Origin of the sequence: Bradyrhizobium sp. LCT2, assembly GCF_009931255.1 — a bacterium.
Classification (GTDB): Bacteria; Pseudomonadota; Alphaproteobacteria; order Rhizobiales; family Xanthobacteraceae; genus Bradyrhizobium; species Bradyrhizobium diazoefficiens.
Map to the genome: position 1 here is coordinate 3,676,978 of NZ_CP034432.1, position 17,313 is coordinate 3,694,290.

General features: G+C 65.6%; 14 protein-coding genes. 11 read left to right on the forward strand and 3 right to left on the reverse strand.

The genetic code is table 11. The features are described from left to right. Positions 1-13: 13 nt before the first annotated feature. From EI171_RS17725 to EI171_RS17735, 3 genes are read left to right on the forward strand one after another with little or no spacing between them, the layout of a single operon-like run. The gene (locus tag EI171_RS17725) at positions 14-1,924 is read left to right on the forward strand and encodes an SDR family NAD(P)-dependent oxidoreductase (protein WP_161534293.1); all 1,911 of its coding nucleotides are present in this window, start codon (positions 14-16) and stop codon (positions 1,922-1,924) included. Between the two features lie 2 nt (positions 1,925-1,926). Next, complete coding sequence (locus EI171_RS17730) at positions 1,927-3,147, forward strand: glycosyltransferase family 4 protein (protein WP_161534294.1); 1,221 nt, start codon at positions 1,927-1,929, stop codon at positions 3,145-3,147. Further along, positions 3,144-4,091 carry an NAD-dependent epimerase/dehydratase family protein gene (locus EI171_RS17735; RefSeq protein WP_161534295.1) on the forward strand — a complete coding sequence of 316 codons (948 nt, stop codon included), beginning with the start codon at positions 3,144-3,146 and terminating at the stop codon, positions 4,089-4,091. Before EI171_RS17730 ends, EI171_RS17735 begins: the two co-directional genes overlap by 4 nt. Here EI171_RS17735 and EI171_RS17740 read toward each other — a convergent pair. Both EI171_RS17740 and EI171_RS17745 read right to left on the reverse strand, forming a co-directional pair. Next, complete coding sequence (locus EI171_RS17740; RefSeq protein ID WP_011088663.1) at positions 4,079-5,098, reverse strand: glycosyltransferase family 4 protein; 1,020 nt, start codon at positions 5,096-5,098, stop codon at positions 4,079-4,081. The genes EI171_RS17735 and EI171_RS17740 overlap by 13 nt on opposite strands. Next, entirely contained in the window at positions 5,095-6,054 is a 960-nt protein-coding gene (locus tag EI171_RS17745) for a lysylphosphatidylglycerol synthase transmembrane domain-containing protein (RefSeq protein ID WP_161534296.1), read from the reverse strand. The genes EI171_RS17740 and EI171_RS17745 overlap by 4 nt, the downstream gene beginning before the upstream one ends. 220 nt (positions 6,055-6,274) lie before the next feature. On the opposite strand from EI171_RS17745, the gene EI171_RS17750 reads away from it, so the two are divergent. The 5 genes from EI171_RS17750 (at position 6,275) to murJ (ending at position 12,794) form a co-directional block, all read left to right on the forward strand. After that, entirely contained in the window at positions 6,275-7,264 is a 990-nt protein-coding gene (locus tag EI171_RS17750; protein ID WP_028173220.1) for an SDR family NAD(P)-dependent oxidoreductase, read from the forward strand. Positions 7,265-7,271: 7 nt separating this feature from the next. Beyond that, complete coding sequence (locus EI171_RS17755) at positions 7,272-8,684, forward strand: mannose-1-phosphate guanylyltransferase/mannose-6-phosphate isomerase (RefSeq protein WP_028173221.1); 1,413 nt, start codon at positions 7,272-7,274, stop codon at positions 8,682-8,684. A 185-nt stretch (positions 8,685-8,869) separates the two neighbouring features. After that, complete coding sequence (locus EI171_RS17760; RefSeq protein WP_028173222.1) at positions 8,870-9,874, forward strand: Gfo/Idh/MocA family protein; 1,005 nt, start codon at positions 8,870-8,872, stop codon at positions 9,872-9,874. Positions 9,875-9,925: 51 nt separating this feature from the next. Continuing rightward, positions 9,926-11,077, forward strand: a complete 1,152-nt coding sequence (locus EI171_RS17765; protein ID WP_161534297.1) for a DegT/DnrJ/EryC1/StrS aminotransferase family protein — start codon at positions 9,926-9,928, stop codon at positions 11,075-11,077. Between the two features lie 187 nt (positions 11,078-11,264). Further along, entirely contained in the window at positions 11,265-12,794 is a 1,530-nt protein-coding gene (gene murJ, locus EI171_RS17770) for a murein biosynthesis integral membrane protein MurJ (RefSeq protein ID WP_161534298.1), read from the forward strand. 133 nt (positions 12,795-12,927) lie between these two features. Here murJ and EI171_RS17775 read toward each other — a convergent pair whose 3' ends face one another. Next, positions 12,928-13,440 (reverse strand): hypothetical protein, encoded by a 513-nt coding sequence (locus tag EI171_RS17775; protein ID WP_011088656.1) that lies wholly within the window; start codon positions 13,438-13,440, stop codon positions 12,928-12,930. Between the two features lie 346 nt (positions 13,441-13,786). Here EI171_RS17775 and EI171_RS17780 point away from each other — a divergent pair, with 346 nt between their 5' ends. The 3 genes from EI171_RS17780 (at position 13,787) to EI171_RS17790 (ending at position 17,179) form a co-directional block, all read left to right on the forward strand. Next, positions 13,787-14,062: a DUF1127 domain-containing protein gene (locus tag EI171_RS17780; protein WP_038967038.1), complete on the forward strand. Its 276-nt coding sequence runs from the start codon at positions 13,787-13,789 to the stop codon at positions 14,060-14,062. A 233-nt stretch (positions 14,063-14,295) separates the two neighbouring features. After that, complete coding sequence (locus tag EI171_RS17785; protein ID WP_161534299.1) at positions 14,296-16,605, forward strand: xanthine dehydrogenase family protein molybdopterin-binding subunit; 2,310 nt, start codon at positions 14,296-14,298, stop codon at positions 16,603-16,605. 124 nt (positions 16,606-16,729) lie between these two features. Beyond that, positions 16,730-17,179: a cytochrome c gene (locus EI171_RS17790; protein ID WP_028173227.1), complete on the forward strand. Its 450-nt coding sequence runs from the start codon at positions 16,730-16,732 to the stop codon at positions 17,177-17,179. The last annotated feature ends 134 nt before the right edge of the window (positions 17,180-17,313 follow it).

Genomic DNA, 17,313 nt, shown 5'->3' on the forward strand with positions numbered 1-17,313 from the left:
CATCGGTCGTCGGATGACGCGTCTTTCGCATCTCACCTTGCGCAATTTCCTGATCGCGCTCCACGACCTGCTGGCGACCACCGCGGCGCTGTTCGCAGCCTTTTATCTGCGCTTCGAGGGCGGCGACGGCTTCTACGACCGCCTGCCGCTGCTGTTCCAGATCCTGCCCTATTTCCTCGCCTTCAGCGTGGTCGTCTTCTTCGTCTTCAACCTGACCACGACGAAATGGCGCTTCATCTCGCTGCCCGACGCGCTGAACATCATCCGCGTCGCGAGCGTGCTGACGGTTGCCCTCCTGGTACTCGACTACATCTTCGTCGCCCCCAATGTCCGCGGCGCTTTCTTCCTCGGCAAGGTGACGATCGTCCTCTACTGGTTCCTCGAGATCTCCTTCCTCAGCGCGCTCCGCATGACCTACCGCTACTTCCGCTATACGCGGGTGCGGCGCCATGCGAGGACCGAGGATGCCGCGCCGACGCTGCTGATCGGCCGCGCCGCGGATGCCGAGGTGCTGCTCCGCGGCATCGAGAGCGGAGCGATCAAGCGAATCTGGCCGATCGGCGTGCTGTCGCCGTCGAACTCGGATCGCGGCCAGCTCATCCGCAACGTTCCCGTGCTGGGCGGCATCGACGATATCGAGGACGTCATCGGCGACTTTGCCAAGCGCAACAAGCCGATCGCGCGCCTCATCATGACGCCGTCGGCATTCGAGCCGGAGGCGCACCCGGAATCGATCCTGATGCGGGCGCGCAAGTTGGGCGTGATCGTCAACCGCATGCCCTCGCTGGAGAGCGGCGATACGCCGCGCCTCACCGCCGTCGCGGTCGAGGACCTGCTGCTGCGGCCGAGCGAGACAATCGACTATGAGCGGCTCGAGGCCCTGATCAGGGGCAAGGCGGTGATCGTCACCGGCGGCGGCGGCTCGATCGGTTCGGAGATCTGCGAGCGCGTCGTCGCCTTCGGCGCCGCGCGCCTGCTGATCGTGGAAAATTCCGAGCCGGCGCTCTACGCGGTGACGGAGGCGCTGGCCGCGCAGGGCTCGGCCGCTGCGGTCGAAGGGCGCATCGCCGACATCCGCGACCGCGAGCGCATCATGCGCCTGATGGCCGAGTTCAAGCCGGACATCGTGTTCCATGCCGCCGCGCTCAAGCACGTGCCGATCCTGGAGCGCGACTGGAGCGAGGGCGTCAAGACCAACATATTCGGCTCGATCAACGTTGCCGACGCCGCCGAGAGCGCCGGCGCCGAAGCCATGGTGATGATTTCGACCGACAAGGCGATCGAGCCGGTGTCGATGCTCGGCCTGACCAAGCGCTTCGCCGAGATGTACTGCCAGGCGCTCGACCATGATCTCTCCGCAGGCAGCGGCGGCGCCAGGCCGATGCGGCTGATCTCGGTCCGGTTCGGCAATGTGCTGGCGTCGAACGGTTCGGTGGTGCCGAAGTTCAAGGCCCAGATCGAGGCCGGCGGCCCCGTGACGGTGACGCATCCCGACATGGTCCGCTACTTCATGACCATCCGCGAGGCCTGCGATCTCGTCATCACGGCGGCGACGCATGCGCTCGGAACGCAGCGGTCGGATGTCTCGGTCTACGTGCTCAACATGGGCCAGCCGGTGAAGATCGTCGATCTCGCCGAGCGCATGATCCGCCTCTCCGGCCTTCAACCCGGCTACGACATCGAGATCGTGTTCACGGGCATGCGGCCGGGCGAGCGCCTGCACGAGATCCTGTTCGCCTCCGAGGAGCCGACCCGCGAGATCGGCGTCGCCGGCATCATGGCGGCGCAGCCGAACGAGCCGCCGATGCAGACGCTGCGCAAGTGGATTGCGGCGCTCGAGCAGGCGATCGCGCGCGACGATCGCGCCACCATCAGGACCATCCTGAAGGATGCAGTTCCGGAATTCGGGTCGACCGCGGCCTGACCATGCAGTCTCAAGGCAAGATCGTCGTCGCGAGCCAGCATTATCCGCCGGATACGAGCACGACCGCGGCGATCATGGCCGAGATCGCCTGCCGCCTTGCCGCAGGCCACGAGGTCGTGGTGCTGTCGGGCTCACCAGGCGCACTGCCGGCCGCGCAGACCGGCCCGGGCAGGCCGCGCGTCGTCGCGATCAGGAACCGGATGGCGGGAAAGGCGGCGCTGGTGCGGCGCGGCGCCTCCGAGCTGCTGTTCGCGTCGCGCACGTTCCTCGCACTGGTCCGGGAGTTGAGGCGAGGGGACGTCGTGCTCACCGTCACCGCACCGTTCATGCTGCCTTATGCGGTGGCGGCAGCCGCAAGGCTCAAGGGCGCCCGTTCGGCGCTGATCATGCACGATCTCTTCCCCGACGTGCTGGTGATGGCGGGCCTGCTGAAGCCCGGTTCGATGGTGACGCGGACGATGCGCTTCGCCAACAACCTGATGTTCCGCGCGCTCAATGCCGTCATCACCATCGGCCGCGATGCGGAGCGGCCGCTGCTGAGCTATGCCGGCATGAGGCGGAACAAGATCCGCTTTATCCCGAACTGGGCGACGATCGCGCCCGGGCCGCGTCCGCTGTCGCCGGACAATCCGTTCCGCAAGGCGATTCCCGCGCGTTTCGTCGTCGGCCTGTCGGGCAATCTCGGCTTCACCCATGATCCGGAGATCGTGTTCGAGGCGGCGCGCCTCCTGAAGGGCGAGGCGGATATTCACTTCCTGCTCTCCGGCTGGGGCATCGGCTTTGCGCGGCTGAAGCAGTTGCAGGCGGCCGCGAACCTGCCCAATGTCTCCTTCGTGGCGCGGGTCGAGGATGCCGAGCTCGAGGCGTTCCTGGCGGCTGCCAATCTCTGGATCATTCCGTACCGGAAGGACGTTGCGGGGGTGTCGGTGCCGAGCCGGTTCTACAATCTGCTGGCGGTCGGCCGTCCCGTGGTGCTGGTGTCCGAGCCGGAGGCCGAGGCCGCGTTGACGGTGGTGGAGAACGGGCTCGGCTGGGTCGTGACGCCGGGCCGCGCCGACCAGCTCGCCGAGGCGATCCGCGCGGCGTCGCGTTCAGACGACGGTGCCATGGCGGAGCGCGCGGTGAAGGCGGCATCGAAGTTCGACCGCGCCACCGCGATGAACGCCTATGCCGCCCTCGCCGACGAATTGTTGCGCAACCCGGACCTTTCGGAGCAGCGATGAGCGAACGCAAACCGGTCGTGCTGGTCACGGGAGCGAGCGGCTTCGTCGGCGGTCATGTCGTGCCCGCTCTCACACGCCAGGGGTGGTCGGTCCGCCGCGCCGTGCGCAGACCGACCGGTGCCGACGACGAGGTCGTGATCGAAACGATCGGTCCGGAGACCGACTGGCAGGCCGCGCTCGAAGGGGTCGACGCGGTCGTCCATCTCGCCGCGCGCGTGCACCACAAGCACGAGGAGCACGCGGTCCAGCTCTACCGCAACGTCAACATCGCCGGCACGCTGCATCTGGCGCACTCGGCGGCGACGGCCGGCGTGCGCCAGTTCATCTTCGTCAGCACCGTTCTCGTGCACGGCCGCAGCAATGAGGGCCGCGCACCGTTCAGCGAGAAGGACATCCTGACGCCGCGCGGCCTCTACGGCATGTCCAAGGCCGCGGCCGAGGCGGGCTTGAGGACGCTGGCGCGCGACAGCGCCATCAACATCTCGGTGATCAGGCCGCCGCTGGTCTATGGTGCGGGCGCCAAGGGCAATTTCGCGCTGCTGACGCGCGCGGTGAGCCTCGGGCTGCCGCTGCCCTTTGCCGCGATCCACAATCACCGCGCCTTCCTGGCCGTGCAGAACCTGTCGTCGTTCATCCTGCGCCGGCTCGCCCATCCCGACCCCGCCAGCAATTTCGAGATCTTCCTGGTGGCGGACAAGGAGCAGGTCTCGACGCCCGAATTCATCGAGCGGCTGGCGAAAGCGTCCGGCAAGAGCCCGCGGCTGTTCGGCATGCCGCCGGACCTGCTCGGCACGCTCCTCCGCGTGATCGGACGGCAGGATACGCACGACAGCCTGATCGGCTCGCTCGAGCTCGACATCTCCAAGGCGATCGCAACCGGCTGGGAGCCGCAGGTCTCCCTCGACGAGGGCTTGCAGCTCGCGCTGTCGGTTCAGGACGCCTGAGGGCGGGAGAAGCGCCGCAGGACGACGCCGACGGCGATCGCGCCTGCGAGCAGGCAGGCGATCGTGACCGTGATCGAACCGGCGCGAACGGTGAGGATCGCCAGCAGTGCCAGCACGAGATTGAGCGCGAACACCTCGCCGACCACCCGCCGGACCTTGAAGCCATGGTCGGTCGCGCGCTGGTAAAAGTGCGAGCGGTGCGCCGACCAGAATTGTTCGCGGCGGGCGATGCGGCGAAACAGCGTGATGGTGGCATCCGCGAGGTAATAGGCCGGCAGCAGCAGCGCCGCGACCGGCTGCCCGTGCCAGGCGAGCTCCAGCAGGCACCAGCCGAGCAGAAGGCCGATCGGCAGGCTGCCGACATCGCCGAGAAACACCTTTGCGACGGGACGATTGAACGGCGCAAAGCCGAGCGTTGCGCCGCACAGGGTGGTGGCGAGCAGGGCGGCGGGCCAGGACAGGTCGCCGAGCCATCCCAGCAGCAGCAGCGCCGCGGTGATCGGCACCACTTCCACGACCGTCATCAGGTCGAGCCCGTCCATGAAATTGACGAGGTTCACGAACCAGATTCCGGCGAGCAGGACGAGGCCGCGCTCCAGCGCGAGCGGCAGCGCCGGGACGATGCGCGCCGTTTCGGGCGCGGTGAACACGACGGCTCCGACGGCGGCGGCTTGCAGCACGAGCCGAACCAGCACCGGCAGCGAGACGATGTCGTCGGCAAATCCCACCAGGGCGATCAGGACCGTCGCAGCGATCAGCGCCGGCGGGATCGCGACATTTGCCCAGGCTGCCCAGGCCGATGCGACCAGCAGCGTCGCTGATATCACCGCGATGCCCGCGCCCTGCGGAGTCGGAACGCGATGCGAGGACCGCGCGTTCGGCCGCGCCAGTGCGTAGCGCTGGAGCAGGGGACGGCTGGTCCAGGTGATGACGGCCGACACCAGCGCGGCGATCGCAACGGCAAGCAGCGAGGGTACGGCGGCGAGCGTATCGGCGGCCGGGTTCACTCCGGAACTCCGATCGGAGCCGACCCTTGCGCGGCTTTCTCCGCGCTGAGGATCCAGACCAGGCCGCCGATCGCGCCGACGATGAAATACACGGCGCCGAACAGCAGCGAGACGTTGACGCCCTCGCTTGCGGCCAGTCCCGCGAAGCCGAACGCAAGGCCCATCGTGGCTTCACGCAGGCCCCAGCCGGCGATCGAGATCGGCATCATCGTGATCAGCATCACCGGCGGCACGAGCAGGAAGACGTCGCTGAAGCGGACCGGAGCGGCGATCGACTGCACGACGCACCAGGCGACGACGGCGGCGAGCCCATGCACGGTCAGCGACAGGATCGCAACGATCGGTCCGCGCCTGCGGCTGAAGATCACGCGGTTCGCGATCACCGCGCAGGCGTGGATGTGGTGGGTGGCCCACCACCTCTTCAGCCATTGCCATTTCAGCGCGCCGAAGACCAGGAAGCCGAGGCCGCCCGCGAGCGCGGCAAGGTCGACGAGCAGCAATGCCGAGCGTCCGTGCGGATCGGTGATGAGGGTGTAGCTCCACGGCAGGCTCGCGACGATGAGGATCGCGAGTGCGACGAGGCCGATCGCGCGATCGACGAAGATGGAGTAGGTGGCCGCTCGCCATCCGGCGCCGGCGCGCGCGACCAGCCACAGCCGGACCGCATCGCCGCCGATCGCGGACGGCAGGGTTTGGTTGAAGAAGGATCCGATCACGTTGTAGCGCATGGCCCGGCTGAGCTCGAGCGGCGCACCGCATTCGGCGCTGATCTGGCGCCAGCGCAGCACGCCGACGAAGATTTGCAGGAACGTGACGGCGATCGCGATGCCGATCCAGAACAGGCTGGTTACGGTGAAGCGCGACAAAAGTTCGGACAGATCGACCTTGCGCAGCGCCAGGTAGAGCAGCGCTGCGGAAATCAGGATCTTGGCCGTCGACAGCAGGATTCGGCGCATCTCGCCCGCATGAACAGGGTTTGCGAAGATTTGAGGCAACCCGACGCGAGGCGCCGAATTAGGCCGCTTTGGTATGGTCTTGGCGCCGATCTTGCAATAGCGGTTATCATGCGCGGTTATCGCGACCCGTCATGGCGGGCGGCGGGCTATTGCGACCCCCTCGATGCGGCGGCTAAAGAAGTGCCGAAGGCGATCGAGCTAGGGATCCCTTGGGAACAGGATGATGGATCAGGCGATTTTGGTCACGGGTGCCGCCGGCTTCATCGGCTTCCACGTCGCCCGGCAGCTGCTCGCCGAAGGTCGGCCCGTGATCGGGCTCGACAATCTCAACAGCTATTACGACCCGGCGCTGAAGCAGGCGCGGCTCGAGCTGTTGCGCAGCGATTCCCGCTTCTCGTTCGTCAAGGCCGATCTGGCCGACCGCGAGACCATTGCGGCGTTGTTTGGACAGCACGCGTTTGCCAAGGTCGTGCATCTGGCCGCCCAGGCCGGCGTGCGCTACTCGATCGAGCATCCGCAGGCTTACGCCGATTCCAATCTCCAGGGCTTTCTCAACGTGCTGGAGGGCTGCCGCAACAACGGCTGTCGTCATCTGGTCTACGCCTCGTCATCCTCCGTTTACGGCGCCAACACAAAACTGCCATTTGCCGTGCAGGACCGGACCGATCATCCGGTGAGCTTCTACGCCGCGACCAAGAAGGCCAACGAAGTGATGGCGCAGTCCTACAGCCATCTCTACCGGCTGCCGGTCACGGCCTTGCGATTCTTTACCATATACGGCCCGTGGGGACGGCCCGATATGGCCATGTTTCTGTTCGTGAACGCGATCATGGCGGGGACGCCGATCCGGCTCTTTAACCATGGCAGGATGCGACGCGACTTCACCTATATTGACGACGTAACCCGTGTCGTGTCCAAGCTGATCGATCGGGTGCCCGCCGATGACCCGGCTGCCGCAAATGCGCCGTCTAAGGTCTACAATGTCGGCAACCACCGCCCCGAGGAGCTGATGCATGTCGTCGGACTTCTGGAGCAGGAGCTGGGTCGGACGGCGATCAAAGAATTGCTGCCGATGCAGCCGGGAGACGTTTTGGAAACGTTCGCGGATGTCGAGGACCTGATGCGCGACACCGGCTTTGCACCGTCAACGCCGATCGAGCACGGGGTTCGTAATTTTGTCACCTGGTATCGGGACTACTTCAAGGTTTGAGATGACGATGGACAAACGCATTATCCCCCTGATCATGTGCGGCGGTGCCGGCACGCGGCTGTGGCCGGCCTCGCGCGAGGTGCGCCCCAAGCAGTTCCTGCCGCTGTTCGGTTCGCGCTCGACCTTCCAGGACACGCTGCTGCGCGTCTCGGACGCCTCGCTGTTCGATCGTCCGATCGTCATCACCAATGCGTCCTATCGCTTCATGGTGCTGGAGCAGCTCGCCGAGATCGGCATCGAGGCCGACGTGATCCTCGAGCCGATGCGCCGCGACTCCGGCCCTGCGATCGCCGCGGGCGCGGTGTTCGCGCAGAACCGCGCCAGTGAAGCGATCGTGCTCGCGCTCGCCGCCGACCACGTGGTGCAGGACAAGGCCGCCTTCGTCGCGGCCTGCCGCGAAGGCCTCACCGCCGCGAGCGCCGGACGCATCGTCACCTTCGGCGTCAAGCCGGAGCGGCCCGCGACCGAATACGGCTATATCAGCCTGGGCGAGGTGATCTCCGGTGAGGTGCACGCAGTCGCGCGCTTCGTCGAGAAGCCGGACGCGGTGAAGGCGGCCGACTACGTCAATTCGGGCTATCTGTGGAACAGCGGCAACTTCATGTTCCCGGCGACCGTCCTGCTCGACGAATACCGCAAGGTCGATGCGGCAAGCGTGGAGGCGGTCTCCAATGCGGTCACCAACGCCGGCCGCGATCTCGGCTTCGTGACGCTGGAGCCCGAGGCGTTCGGTTCGGCGAAGGCGATCTCGATCGACTACGCGGTGATGGAGAAGACCTCGCGCGCGGCCGTCGTGCCGGTGTCATGCGGCTGGTCCGACGTCGGCTCGTGGCACGCGGTGTGGGAATTGTCGGAGAAGGACGCGCAGGGCAACGCCGCGCACGGCGCCGCCGTGTTCGAGGATTCGCGCAACTGCAACGTCACCACCGATTCCGCGCTGGTCGCGCTCGAAGGCGTCGACGATCTCGTCGTGGTCGCGACCGCCGATGCGGTCCTGGTCTCGCGCCAGAAGGATGCCAACGGCCTGAAGCGCCTGGTGACCAAGCTCAAGGCGGTCGCGCCGAAGGTCACCGAGGAGCATCTCAAGGTGCACCGGCCCTGGGGCAGCTACCAGTCGGTGGACAATGGCGAGCGTCACCAGGTCAAGCGCATCGTGGTCAAGCCCGGCGGGCGGCTGTCGCTGCAGAAGCACCATCACCGTGCCGAGCACTGGATCGTGGTTCGCGGCGCGGCGCGGGTCACCGTCAACGAGACCGTGAAGACGGTGCACGAGAACGAGTCGATCTACATCCCGATGGGCGCGGTGCACCGGATGGAGAATCCCGGTAAAATCATGCTGGAACTCATCGAGGTCCAGACCGGCAGCTATCTCGGGGAAGACGACATCATCCGGATTGAAGACGACTATCAAAGGTCGTAACCAGCAGGCTCCGAATCACGCGACCCGGGCCGAAAGAGCAGTATCTTTCAGCGGCTTAAGGCCCGGGGAACGTGTAACTTTTTGAATCAAATCGTGTCCGGACCGGAAGCTCTGCATTCGCCACAAATGTGGCGCCCGTGCTAGAAGCGGCCCGGGGATTTGCGGTTGAATCGGGGTTTGCTCAGATGAGTTCCAAAGGGTCAGCACCTGCCAAAGCAGGCTTGCGCGTCGGTGTCGTCGGCGCGGGCGTGATGGGCAGCAACCATGCGCGCGTGCTCGCGGGTCTTCCCGGCGTCACCCTCGTCGGCGTGGTCGATCCCTCGCCGACGCACCTGACGCGCACCACCGAGCTTGCCAACTGCCAGGGCTTCGAGACGCTCGACCAGCTCCTGGCCGCTGGCGTCGATGCCGTCACCATCGCAGCGCCCACCCATCTGCATCACGAGGTTGCGCTCGCCTGCATCGCCAAGAACATCCACGTACTGGTCGAGAAGCCGATCGCCTCCACGGTCGCCGAAGGCCGCGAGATCGTCGCCGCCGCGCAAAAGGCTGGCGTCACGCTGATGGTCGGCCATGTCGAGCGCTTCAATCCGGCGGTCGCCGCGGTCAAGCAGGCGATCGCGGGCGAGGACATCCTCTCGATCGCGATCACCCGCGTCGGTCCATTCCCGCCGCGCATGTCCAATGTCGGCGTCGTCATCGACCTCGCCGTGCACGACATCGACCTGATTCGCTGGTTCACCGAATCCGACATCGTCGAGGTGCAGCCGCAATTGTCGAGCGCGGTCGCCGAGCGCGAGGACATCGCGCTGCTCCAGTTCCGCACCGCCAACGGCGTGCTCGCCCACATCAACACCAACTGGCTGACGCCGTTCAAGGCGCGCAGCGTCACGGTCGCGACCCGCGGCAAATACGTGATGGGCGATCTGTTGACGCGCCAGGTCACCGAGTGCTTCGGCTTCAAGCCCGACGGCAGCTACTCGATGCGGCATCTGCCTGTCGGCCATGACGAGCCGCTGCGGGCAGAGCTGATCGCGTTCCTCAAGGCCGTGCGCCACGGCGAGACGCCGGCGGTCACCGGCGATGAGGGCGTTGCCAGCCTCGAGATCGCCACGCAGTGCCTGGAGACGCCGTCGCGTCCCGCCGCGACGTCGCCCGCCCGCAAGGGTCCGCGCCGCGTCGCCGGCTGATCTCCATCCATGTCGGCTTCCCAAACTTCGCAAGACAATCAGCAAGGCGCCATGAACCAGCATCTGCGGTCCGAACCCATTCCCTTCATCGACGTCGGCTCGCAGCGCCGCCGGCTCGGCGCCTCGCTCGATGCGGCCGTCAAGCGCGTGCTCGACCATTGCCAGTTCGTCAACGGCCCTGAGGTCGCCGAGCTCGAGAAGCAGCTCGCGGCCTATTGCGGCGCCAAGCACGTCATCGGCTGCGCCAGCGGCACCGACGCGATCCTGATGGTGATGATGGCGAAGAATGTCGGGCCCGGCGATGCCGTGCTGTGTCCGTCCTTCACCTTCATCGCGACCGCCTCGCCGGTGGCGCGGACCGGCGCGACGCCGGTCTATGTCGACGTGGACGAGGCGACCTTCAACATGAGCCCGGAATCGCTCAAGCGCGGCATCGCGTCCGCCCGCAAGGCCGGCCTCAAGCCGGCAGCGGTCATTCCGGTCGACCTGTTCGGCCAGCCCGCCGATCACGACGCCATCGCCCAGATCGCAAAGGCCGAAGGCCTGTTCGTGCTCGACGACGCCGCCCAGGGGTTTGGCGCGAGCTACAAGGGCCGCAAGCTCGGCACCCTGGCGCTTGCTACCGCCACCAGCTTCTTCCCGGCAAAACCGCTCGGCTGCTTTGGCGATGGCGGCGCGATCTTCACCGATGACGACGAACTCGCGGCGACGCTGCGCAGCATCCGCGTGCACGGGCAGGGCGTCGACAAATACGACAACGTCCGTCTTGGCCTCACCGGCCGGCTCGACACCATGCAGGCTGCGGTCCTGATCGAGAAGCTGAAGATTTTTGACGACGAGATCGCTGCCCGCAACCGGGTTGCCGAACGCTATGAGCGCGGGCTCAGCAACGTGGTCACCGTGCCGCGCCTTAGCCCCGGTAACACCTCGGTCTGGGCGCAGTACACCATCCGCCTGCCCGAGGGGACCGACCGTGACGGCTTTGCCGCGGCGCTGAAGGCCCAGGGCGTGCCGACCGCGATCTATTACGGCAAGTCGATGCATCAGCAGACCGCCTACAAGCAGTATCCGGTCGCCGAGGGCGGGTTGCCGGGTTGCGAGAGCCTGTCGCAGGACGTCATCAGCCTGCCGATGCACGCCTACCTGACCGAAGCCGATCAGGAGCGAATCATCGCCGCCGTGCGCGGGGCGATTGCGGGTTGATCTTGGTTCACCTCTCCTGCTCGCGGGAGAGGTCGGCGCGAAGCGCCGGGTGAGGGTTCTCTCCTCTGGGGGAGTCTTTCTTGTTGAGACACCCTCTCCCCAACCCTCCCCCGCGAGCGGGGGAGGGAGCAGACCGTCCTCGCGGTTTGCACCTAGACCTGATCTCGCCATGCTCTAAAACAGACGCATGCTCGGACGCATCTTCACGGTCGGTGGTTACACGCTGCTTTCGCGGCTGACGGGGTTTGCCCGCGACATCATGCTCGCGGCGATCCTCGGCGCCGGCCCGGTGGCCGATGCCTTTTTCGTGGCGCTGCGGTTGCCCAACCATTTCCGCGCGATCTTCGCCGAGGGCGCGTTCAACGCCGCCTGGGTGCCGGCCTATGCGCATGTCCATGGCGAGCGCGGGGAGGGGGCGGCAAAACTGTTCGCCGACCGCATCTTCACGCTGCTCCTGGCCTCGCAGGTGGTGCTGCTGATCGCCGCCTGGCTGTTCATGCCGCAGGCCATGAGCTTGCTTGCGCCCGGCTTCAGTGAAGATGCCGAGCAGCGCAAGCTCGCGATCGAGCTGACCCGGATCACCTTTCCCTATCTGCTGCTGATCACGCTGGTGACGCTCTATGGCGGCATGCTCAACGTGATGCAGCGCTTTGCCAGCGCCGCGGCCGCGTCGATCTTCCTCAACGTCGCGATGATGATGACGCTGGCAGTTGCCGTCTGGTTTCCGACCGCGGGCCACGCCGCGGCCTGGGGCGTCCTGATCTCGGGCTTCCTGCAATATTTCCTGCTCGCCGGCGATCTCGCCCGCCATGGCGGCCTGCCGCGCTTTGCGCCCTTGAAGCTCGACGAAGACGTCCGCGGCTTCTTCAAGGCGCTGGGGCCTGCGACGCTGGGCTCGATGGGCACGCAGGTCGCGCTGTTTGCCGACACCATCATCGCGACCTTCCTGCCCGCGGGCGCGCTGTCGGCGCTGTATTATGCCGACCGTCTCAACCAGCTGCCGATCGGCGTCATCGGCATCGCCATCGGCACGGTGCTGCTGCCGGAGATGTCGCGGCGCATCACCGCCAACGACCATGACGGCGCGATGAAGGCGCAACGCCGCGCGTTCGACTTCACGCTGCTGTTCTCGATCCCGTTCGTCGCGGCCTTCCTCACCGTGCCCGACGAGATCATGCGCGCGCTGTTCGCCCGCGGCGCGTTCTCGAAGGCCGATGCGGTTGCCGCAGGCAGCACGCTCGCCGCCTACGCCATCGGCCTGATCCCCTTCGTGCTGATCCGCAGCGCGGTCGCGACTTTCTACGCGCGCAAGGACACCGCGACGCCGGTGCGGGCGTCGCTGACCGGCATCGCCGTCAACGTCGCGCTGAAGCTCGCCCTGATGGGATCGCTCGCCCAGATCGGCCTCGCGCTGGCGACCGCCGTCGGCGTCTGGACCAATCTCTTGCTGGTGCTGTTCTTCGCCGTGCGGCGTGGCTTTCTGGTGCTGGACCGCGCGTGGCTGCTGTCGCTCGCGAAGTTCCTGCTGACCGGATTGATCCTCGCCGCAGCCTTCTGGCTGATCGCGCGCTTCAGCCCGGCCGCTCTTGCCTCCGTGCATGCCTTCCGGGACGAAGCGACGTTGGCTCTGCTCGCCGTCGGAGGCACGATCGTCTACGCGCTCGCGATCCTCATCCTGTTCGGCCGCAAGTGGCTGATGTCGCTGGTGCGCGGCTAGGCGAGATCGGTAGGTTCGTCCGCTCCGCCTGTAAGGGCAGACCTGCGGCAAGCCAGAGTGCGCGTCGACTGCGGAGCCATAAGCGGGCATCAGTGACTGAGCAGCCGAAGCTGAGCCTTTACGGGAGATTGGTTCAAAGACCGCGAGCCGCATGAAGCCATTCGCGACGATTCCAATTGGCGCTGCGGCAGCCGATTGGAGCGCAATAGTATCGATTGTCGTCTGTTTGAACCAAGCAGATCAGGACTTTGCCCAAGAGCAAATGATATCTCGCTCGCGACTCAATGATGTCTAGAACCCCATGAGCAAAGTCGCGGTCAATCGAGACGAGCCCGTGAAAGCCTTCTAGAGCAAGAACGCTTCGACCAGTATTGGCGAATGGATACTCCCCGAAGCCATCATTCAGCGCGTCTAGGTTGCCTCGCCATGGACCGTAGCCGAATTGCTCCCTCCAATGGAGCACCTCCGATAGCTGCATAAGAAAGTTCGGCAGACCATTGTCGCAAGCAACCTCGGCAACTTCATAACCCAGTTGCCTTAGGTCTTCTTTTGCTGCGCCGAGAACGGCCGGATTCCAAAATAACGTAACAGCTCCGTTTTGCAGAAAATCCCAATCGGCTCGATCCATATCTGCGTCAGTGAACATCGCGCCACCGTATCAATCGTTCCGGCTCATTTCCATCTGGCAATGCCGAGGCGGTCAAGAGAGTGCCGCACAGCCTCCGAAAGTGGCAGCGCGAAGGGCTCGCCTCCAGGATGCAGACAGCCTCCGCACATCCCTTGATTTTATGCGATTGCCGTGGTAGTGTCGCCTCATGATCAAATCAGTGCGCAACACCAACTCGATGCACATGACCCGCTTCGGCTGGGCCGTGGGAGGAGTCGCGCGCTAGGAATTCGACGACGACATCTTTTCCACCAGGCCCCGCCGGCATCGGACGGGGCCTTTTGTTTGGCCACGCTCCCTGCCGGCACAACAGCAGGAGCGTCCCATGCCACCGCAACAGACTAACATCACCTCCGAGACGGGGGGTGATGCCGCGAGGCTTCGCCTCGACCCCTCTGCCGTCTTGAGCCTGCTCAAGCGCTACTGTCGCGCGTTTTGGGAGCAGTCCCGGAGCCGACGGGTTGCCTTGCACGACCTGAGCGACAGGGAGCTGATGGATATCGGCCTGACGCGCGGCGAGATCGACTACTTCACGTCCGCAAGGGCTCTCGACAAGCTGAGAGATCGCGCGATGGATCCGTGGCGGCGCGGTGGGATGTAGCTAAGTCAAAGGGCTTGGTGGGCTGCGTCTTCGCGACCGATCCTTCGGGGACGCCCGCTTTTGGCGGGCTCTTCAGGGTGAGGTCTTGTTTCGCGGCGCAATCTGGACGCCATGGTGACGGGGGCGCGACGCTTTCGCCGCCTGCGACCCATGTGCCTGTCTAAACCCATTTGCCTTGCCACTTTTTCCACGGCAATATGCCGGCAAAACAACCATGAGAACGGGATAAAAAAATGGCTGCTCCCATCAAGTTCGGCGTTGGCCAAAGTGTGCTGCGCAAGGAGGATGACGCGCTCATCCGCGGCAAGGGCCGCTATACCGACGATTACGCGCCGCAGGCTGCGCTCCGCTGCTTGATGCTGCGCTCGCCGCACGCGCATGCTAAATACACCATCGATGCGAGCCGCGCCCGTACGCTGCCCGGCGTCGCGCTGATCCTGACCGCCGCCGACGTTGGGGATCTCGGCAATCTGCCCTGCCTGTTCAATCTCGAGACCGATCCCTTCACCGGCCCGCCATACCCGATCCTCGCGAAGGATGAAGTGCGCCATGTCGGCGATTCCATCGCCTTCGTGGTCGCCGAGACCATCGACCAGGCCCGCGACGCGATCGAGGCGATCGAGGTCAAATGGAGCCCGCTGCCGGCGGTGACCGGCGTCGTCAACGCCGTGAAGAAGGGCGCGCCGCAGGTCTGGCCGGACAAGGCCGGCAACGTGCTGTTCGATGTTTCGATTGGTGACAAAGCCGCGACCGAAGCCGCCTTTGCCAAGGCGCATGCGGTCGCCGAGATCGCCATCGTCAATCCGCGCGTGGTCGCAAGCTTCATGGAGACGCGCGCGGCGGTCTGCGAATATGACGCCAGGCGCGACCATCTGACGCTGACGGTCGGCAGCCAGGGCAGCCATCGTCTGCGCGACATCCTCTGCCAGAACGTGCTGAACATCCCGACCGAGAAGATGCGGGTGATCTGCCCCGACGTCGGCGGCGGCTTCGGCACAAAACTGTTTCCGTACCGCGAATACGCCCTGATGGCGGTTGCCGCGCGGCAACTGAAGAAGGCGGTGAAATGGGCAGCCGACCGCTCCGAGCATTTCATGGGCGACGCGCAGGGCCGCGACAACGTCACCACCGCGAAGATGGCGCTGACTGAAGACGGCAAGTTCCTCGCGATGGATTGCGACTTGATGGGCGACATGGGCGCGTATCTGTCGACCTTCGGGCCCTATATCCCGCATGGCGGCGCTGGCATGCTGCCGGGCCTCTACGACATCCAGGCCTTCCACTGCCGGGTGCGCACCATCTTCACCCACAGCGTGCCGGTCGATGCCTATCGCGGCGCGGGCCGGCCCGAGGCGGCCTATGTCATCGAGCGCCTCGTGGACGCGTGCGCGCGAAAACTCGACATGACGCCGGACGCCATCCGCCGCAAGAACTTCATCCAGCCAAAGGCGCTGCCGTACAAGACGGCCACGGGCAAGGTCTATGACTCCGGCGACTTCGCCGCGCATCTGAAGCGCGCCATGGAGATCGCCGAGTGGAAGGAGTTTCCCAAGCGCGCCAAGGCGGCCAAGAAGCAGGGGCTCATTCGCGGCATCGGCCTTGCGAGCTATGTCGAGATTTGCGGCGTGATGGGTGAGGAGACGGCCAACGTCCGCCTCGATCCCAATGGCGACGTCACTGTCCTGATCGGCACGCAGTCGAGCGGACAGGGGCACCAGACCGCCTATGCGCAGATCGTCGCCGAGCAGTTCGGCGTGGCGCCGGAGCGCGTCCACGTCCGTCAGGGCGATACCGACGAGATCGCGACCGGTCTCGGCACCGGCGGCTCGGCTTCGATCCCGTCAGGCGGCGTCAGCGTCGAGCGCGCCACGCGCGAGCTCGGACAAAAGCTGAAGGAGATCGCGGCGCAGGCGCTGGAAGCCAGCGCCGGCGATCTCGAGATATCGGAGGGCGTGTTGCGCATCGCCGGCACCGACCGTTCGATCTCGTTCGCCGATCTCGCCAAGCGGCCGGGCGCCGATCCGTCGAAGCTGAACGGCAGCGCCACCTTCGCCAGCGCCGACGGCACCTATCCCAACGGCACCCATGTCGCGGAGGTCGAGATCGATCCGGCGACCGGCATCATCAAGATCGTCAACTACGTGATCGTCGACGATTTCGGCAAGACGCTCAACCCGCTGCTGCTCGCCGGGCAGGTGCATGGCGGCGCCATGCAGGGCATCGGCCAGGCCTTGATGGAGCAGGTGGTCTACGGCGCCGGCGACGGCCAGCTGATCACCGCGACCTTCATGGACTACGCGCTACCGCGGGCGGCTGATGGTCCGGACTTCGTGTTCGAGACCGCCAACGTTCCATGCAAGACCAATCCCATGGGCGTGAAGGGGGCGGGCGAGGCCGGCGCGATCGGCTCCTGTCCGGCCGTCGTCAACGCCATCGTCGACGGGCTCTGGCGCGAGTACAAGATCGACCACATCGACATGCCGGCGACCCCGGAACGGGTGTGGATCGCCATCAGCGAGCACCGTCGCCGTCACAGCCTCTAGCCACAATCCTGCCGCGCGGGAATAAACGCCCCGCGCGGGGTTCTATCCATGGATGGATCGCGACTCCCGTGAAGCGGGTGGCGGGTCCAATCCCAAGGCATCTGCGAGTCGGAGAAACTAACCAATGAAACGGACGATGATTGTCGTGACGACCCTGCTATTGGGCGCGGGCGCCGTGATGGCGCAGCAGGAGGTCGCGGTTCAACAGGATAATCTGATGCGCTCGCAGGCCAAGAGCCTCTATACGGTCATCCTGAAGATGACCAAGGGCGATATCCCCTACGACCAGAAGGCCGCCGATGAGGCGATCGCCAATCTCGAGACCGACGTCGCCAAGATCGCCAAGACCTTCGAGGTCAATCCCAAGCAGGACGTGGTGAACGCGACCTACGGGGCATCGCCGAAGGTCTGGAAGAACAAGGCCGATTTCGACTCCAAGATCCCGCCGGTGCAGAAGGCGATCGCGCAGGTCAAGGGCAAGATCACCGACGTCGCGAGCCTCAAGGCCGCCTATACCGCGATCAACGATCGTTGCACCGACTGCCACGAGACGTATCGGCTGAAGTTGAAGTAGCCACCTCACTCTTTTCCACGCTCGACCTCGAAGCCCGGATGAGCGCAGCGATATCCGGGAAGGTGACCCCGCATGTCGCTTCGCTCATGCGGCTCCGAGCGTTGCCTCAACCGGCACGGCCTGCGGGAACCGGT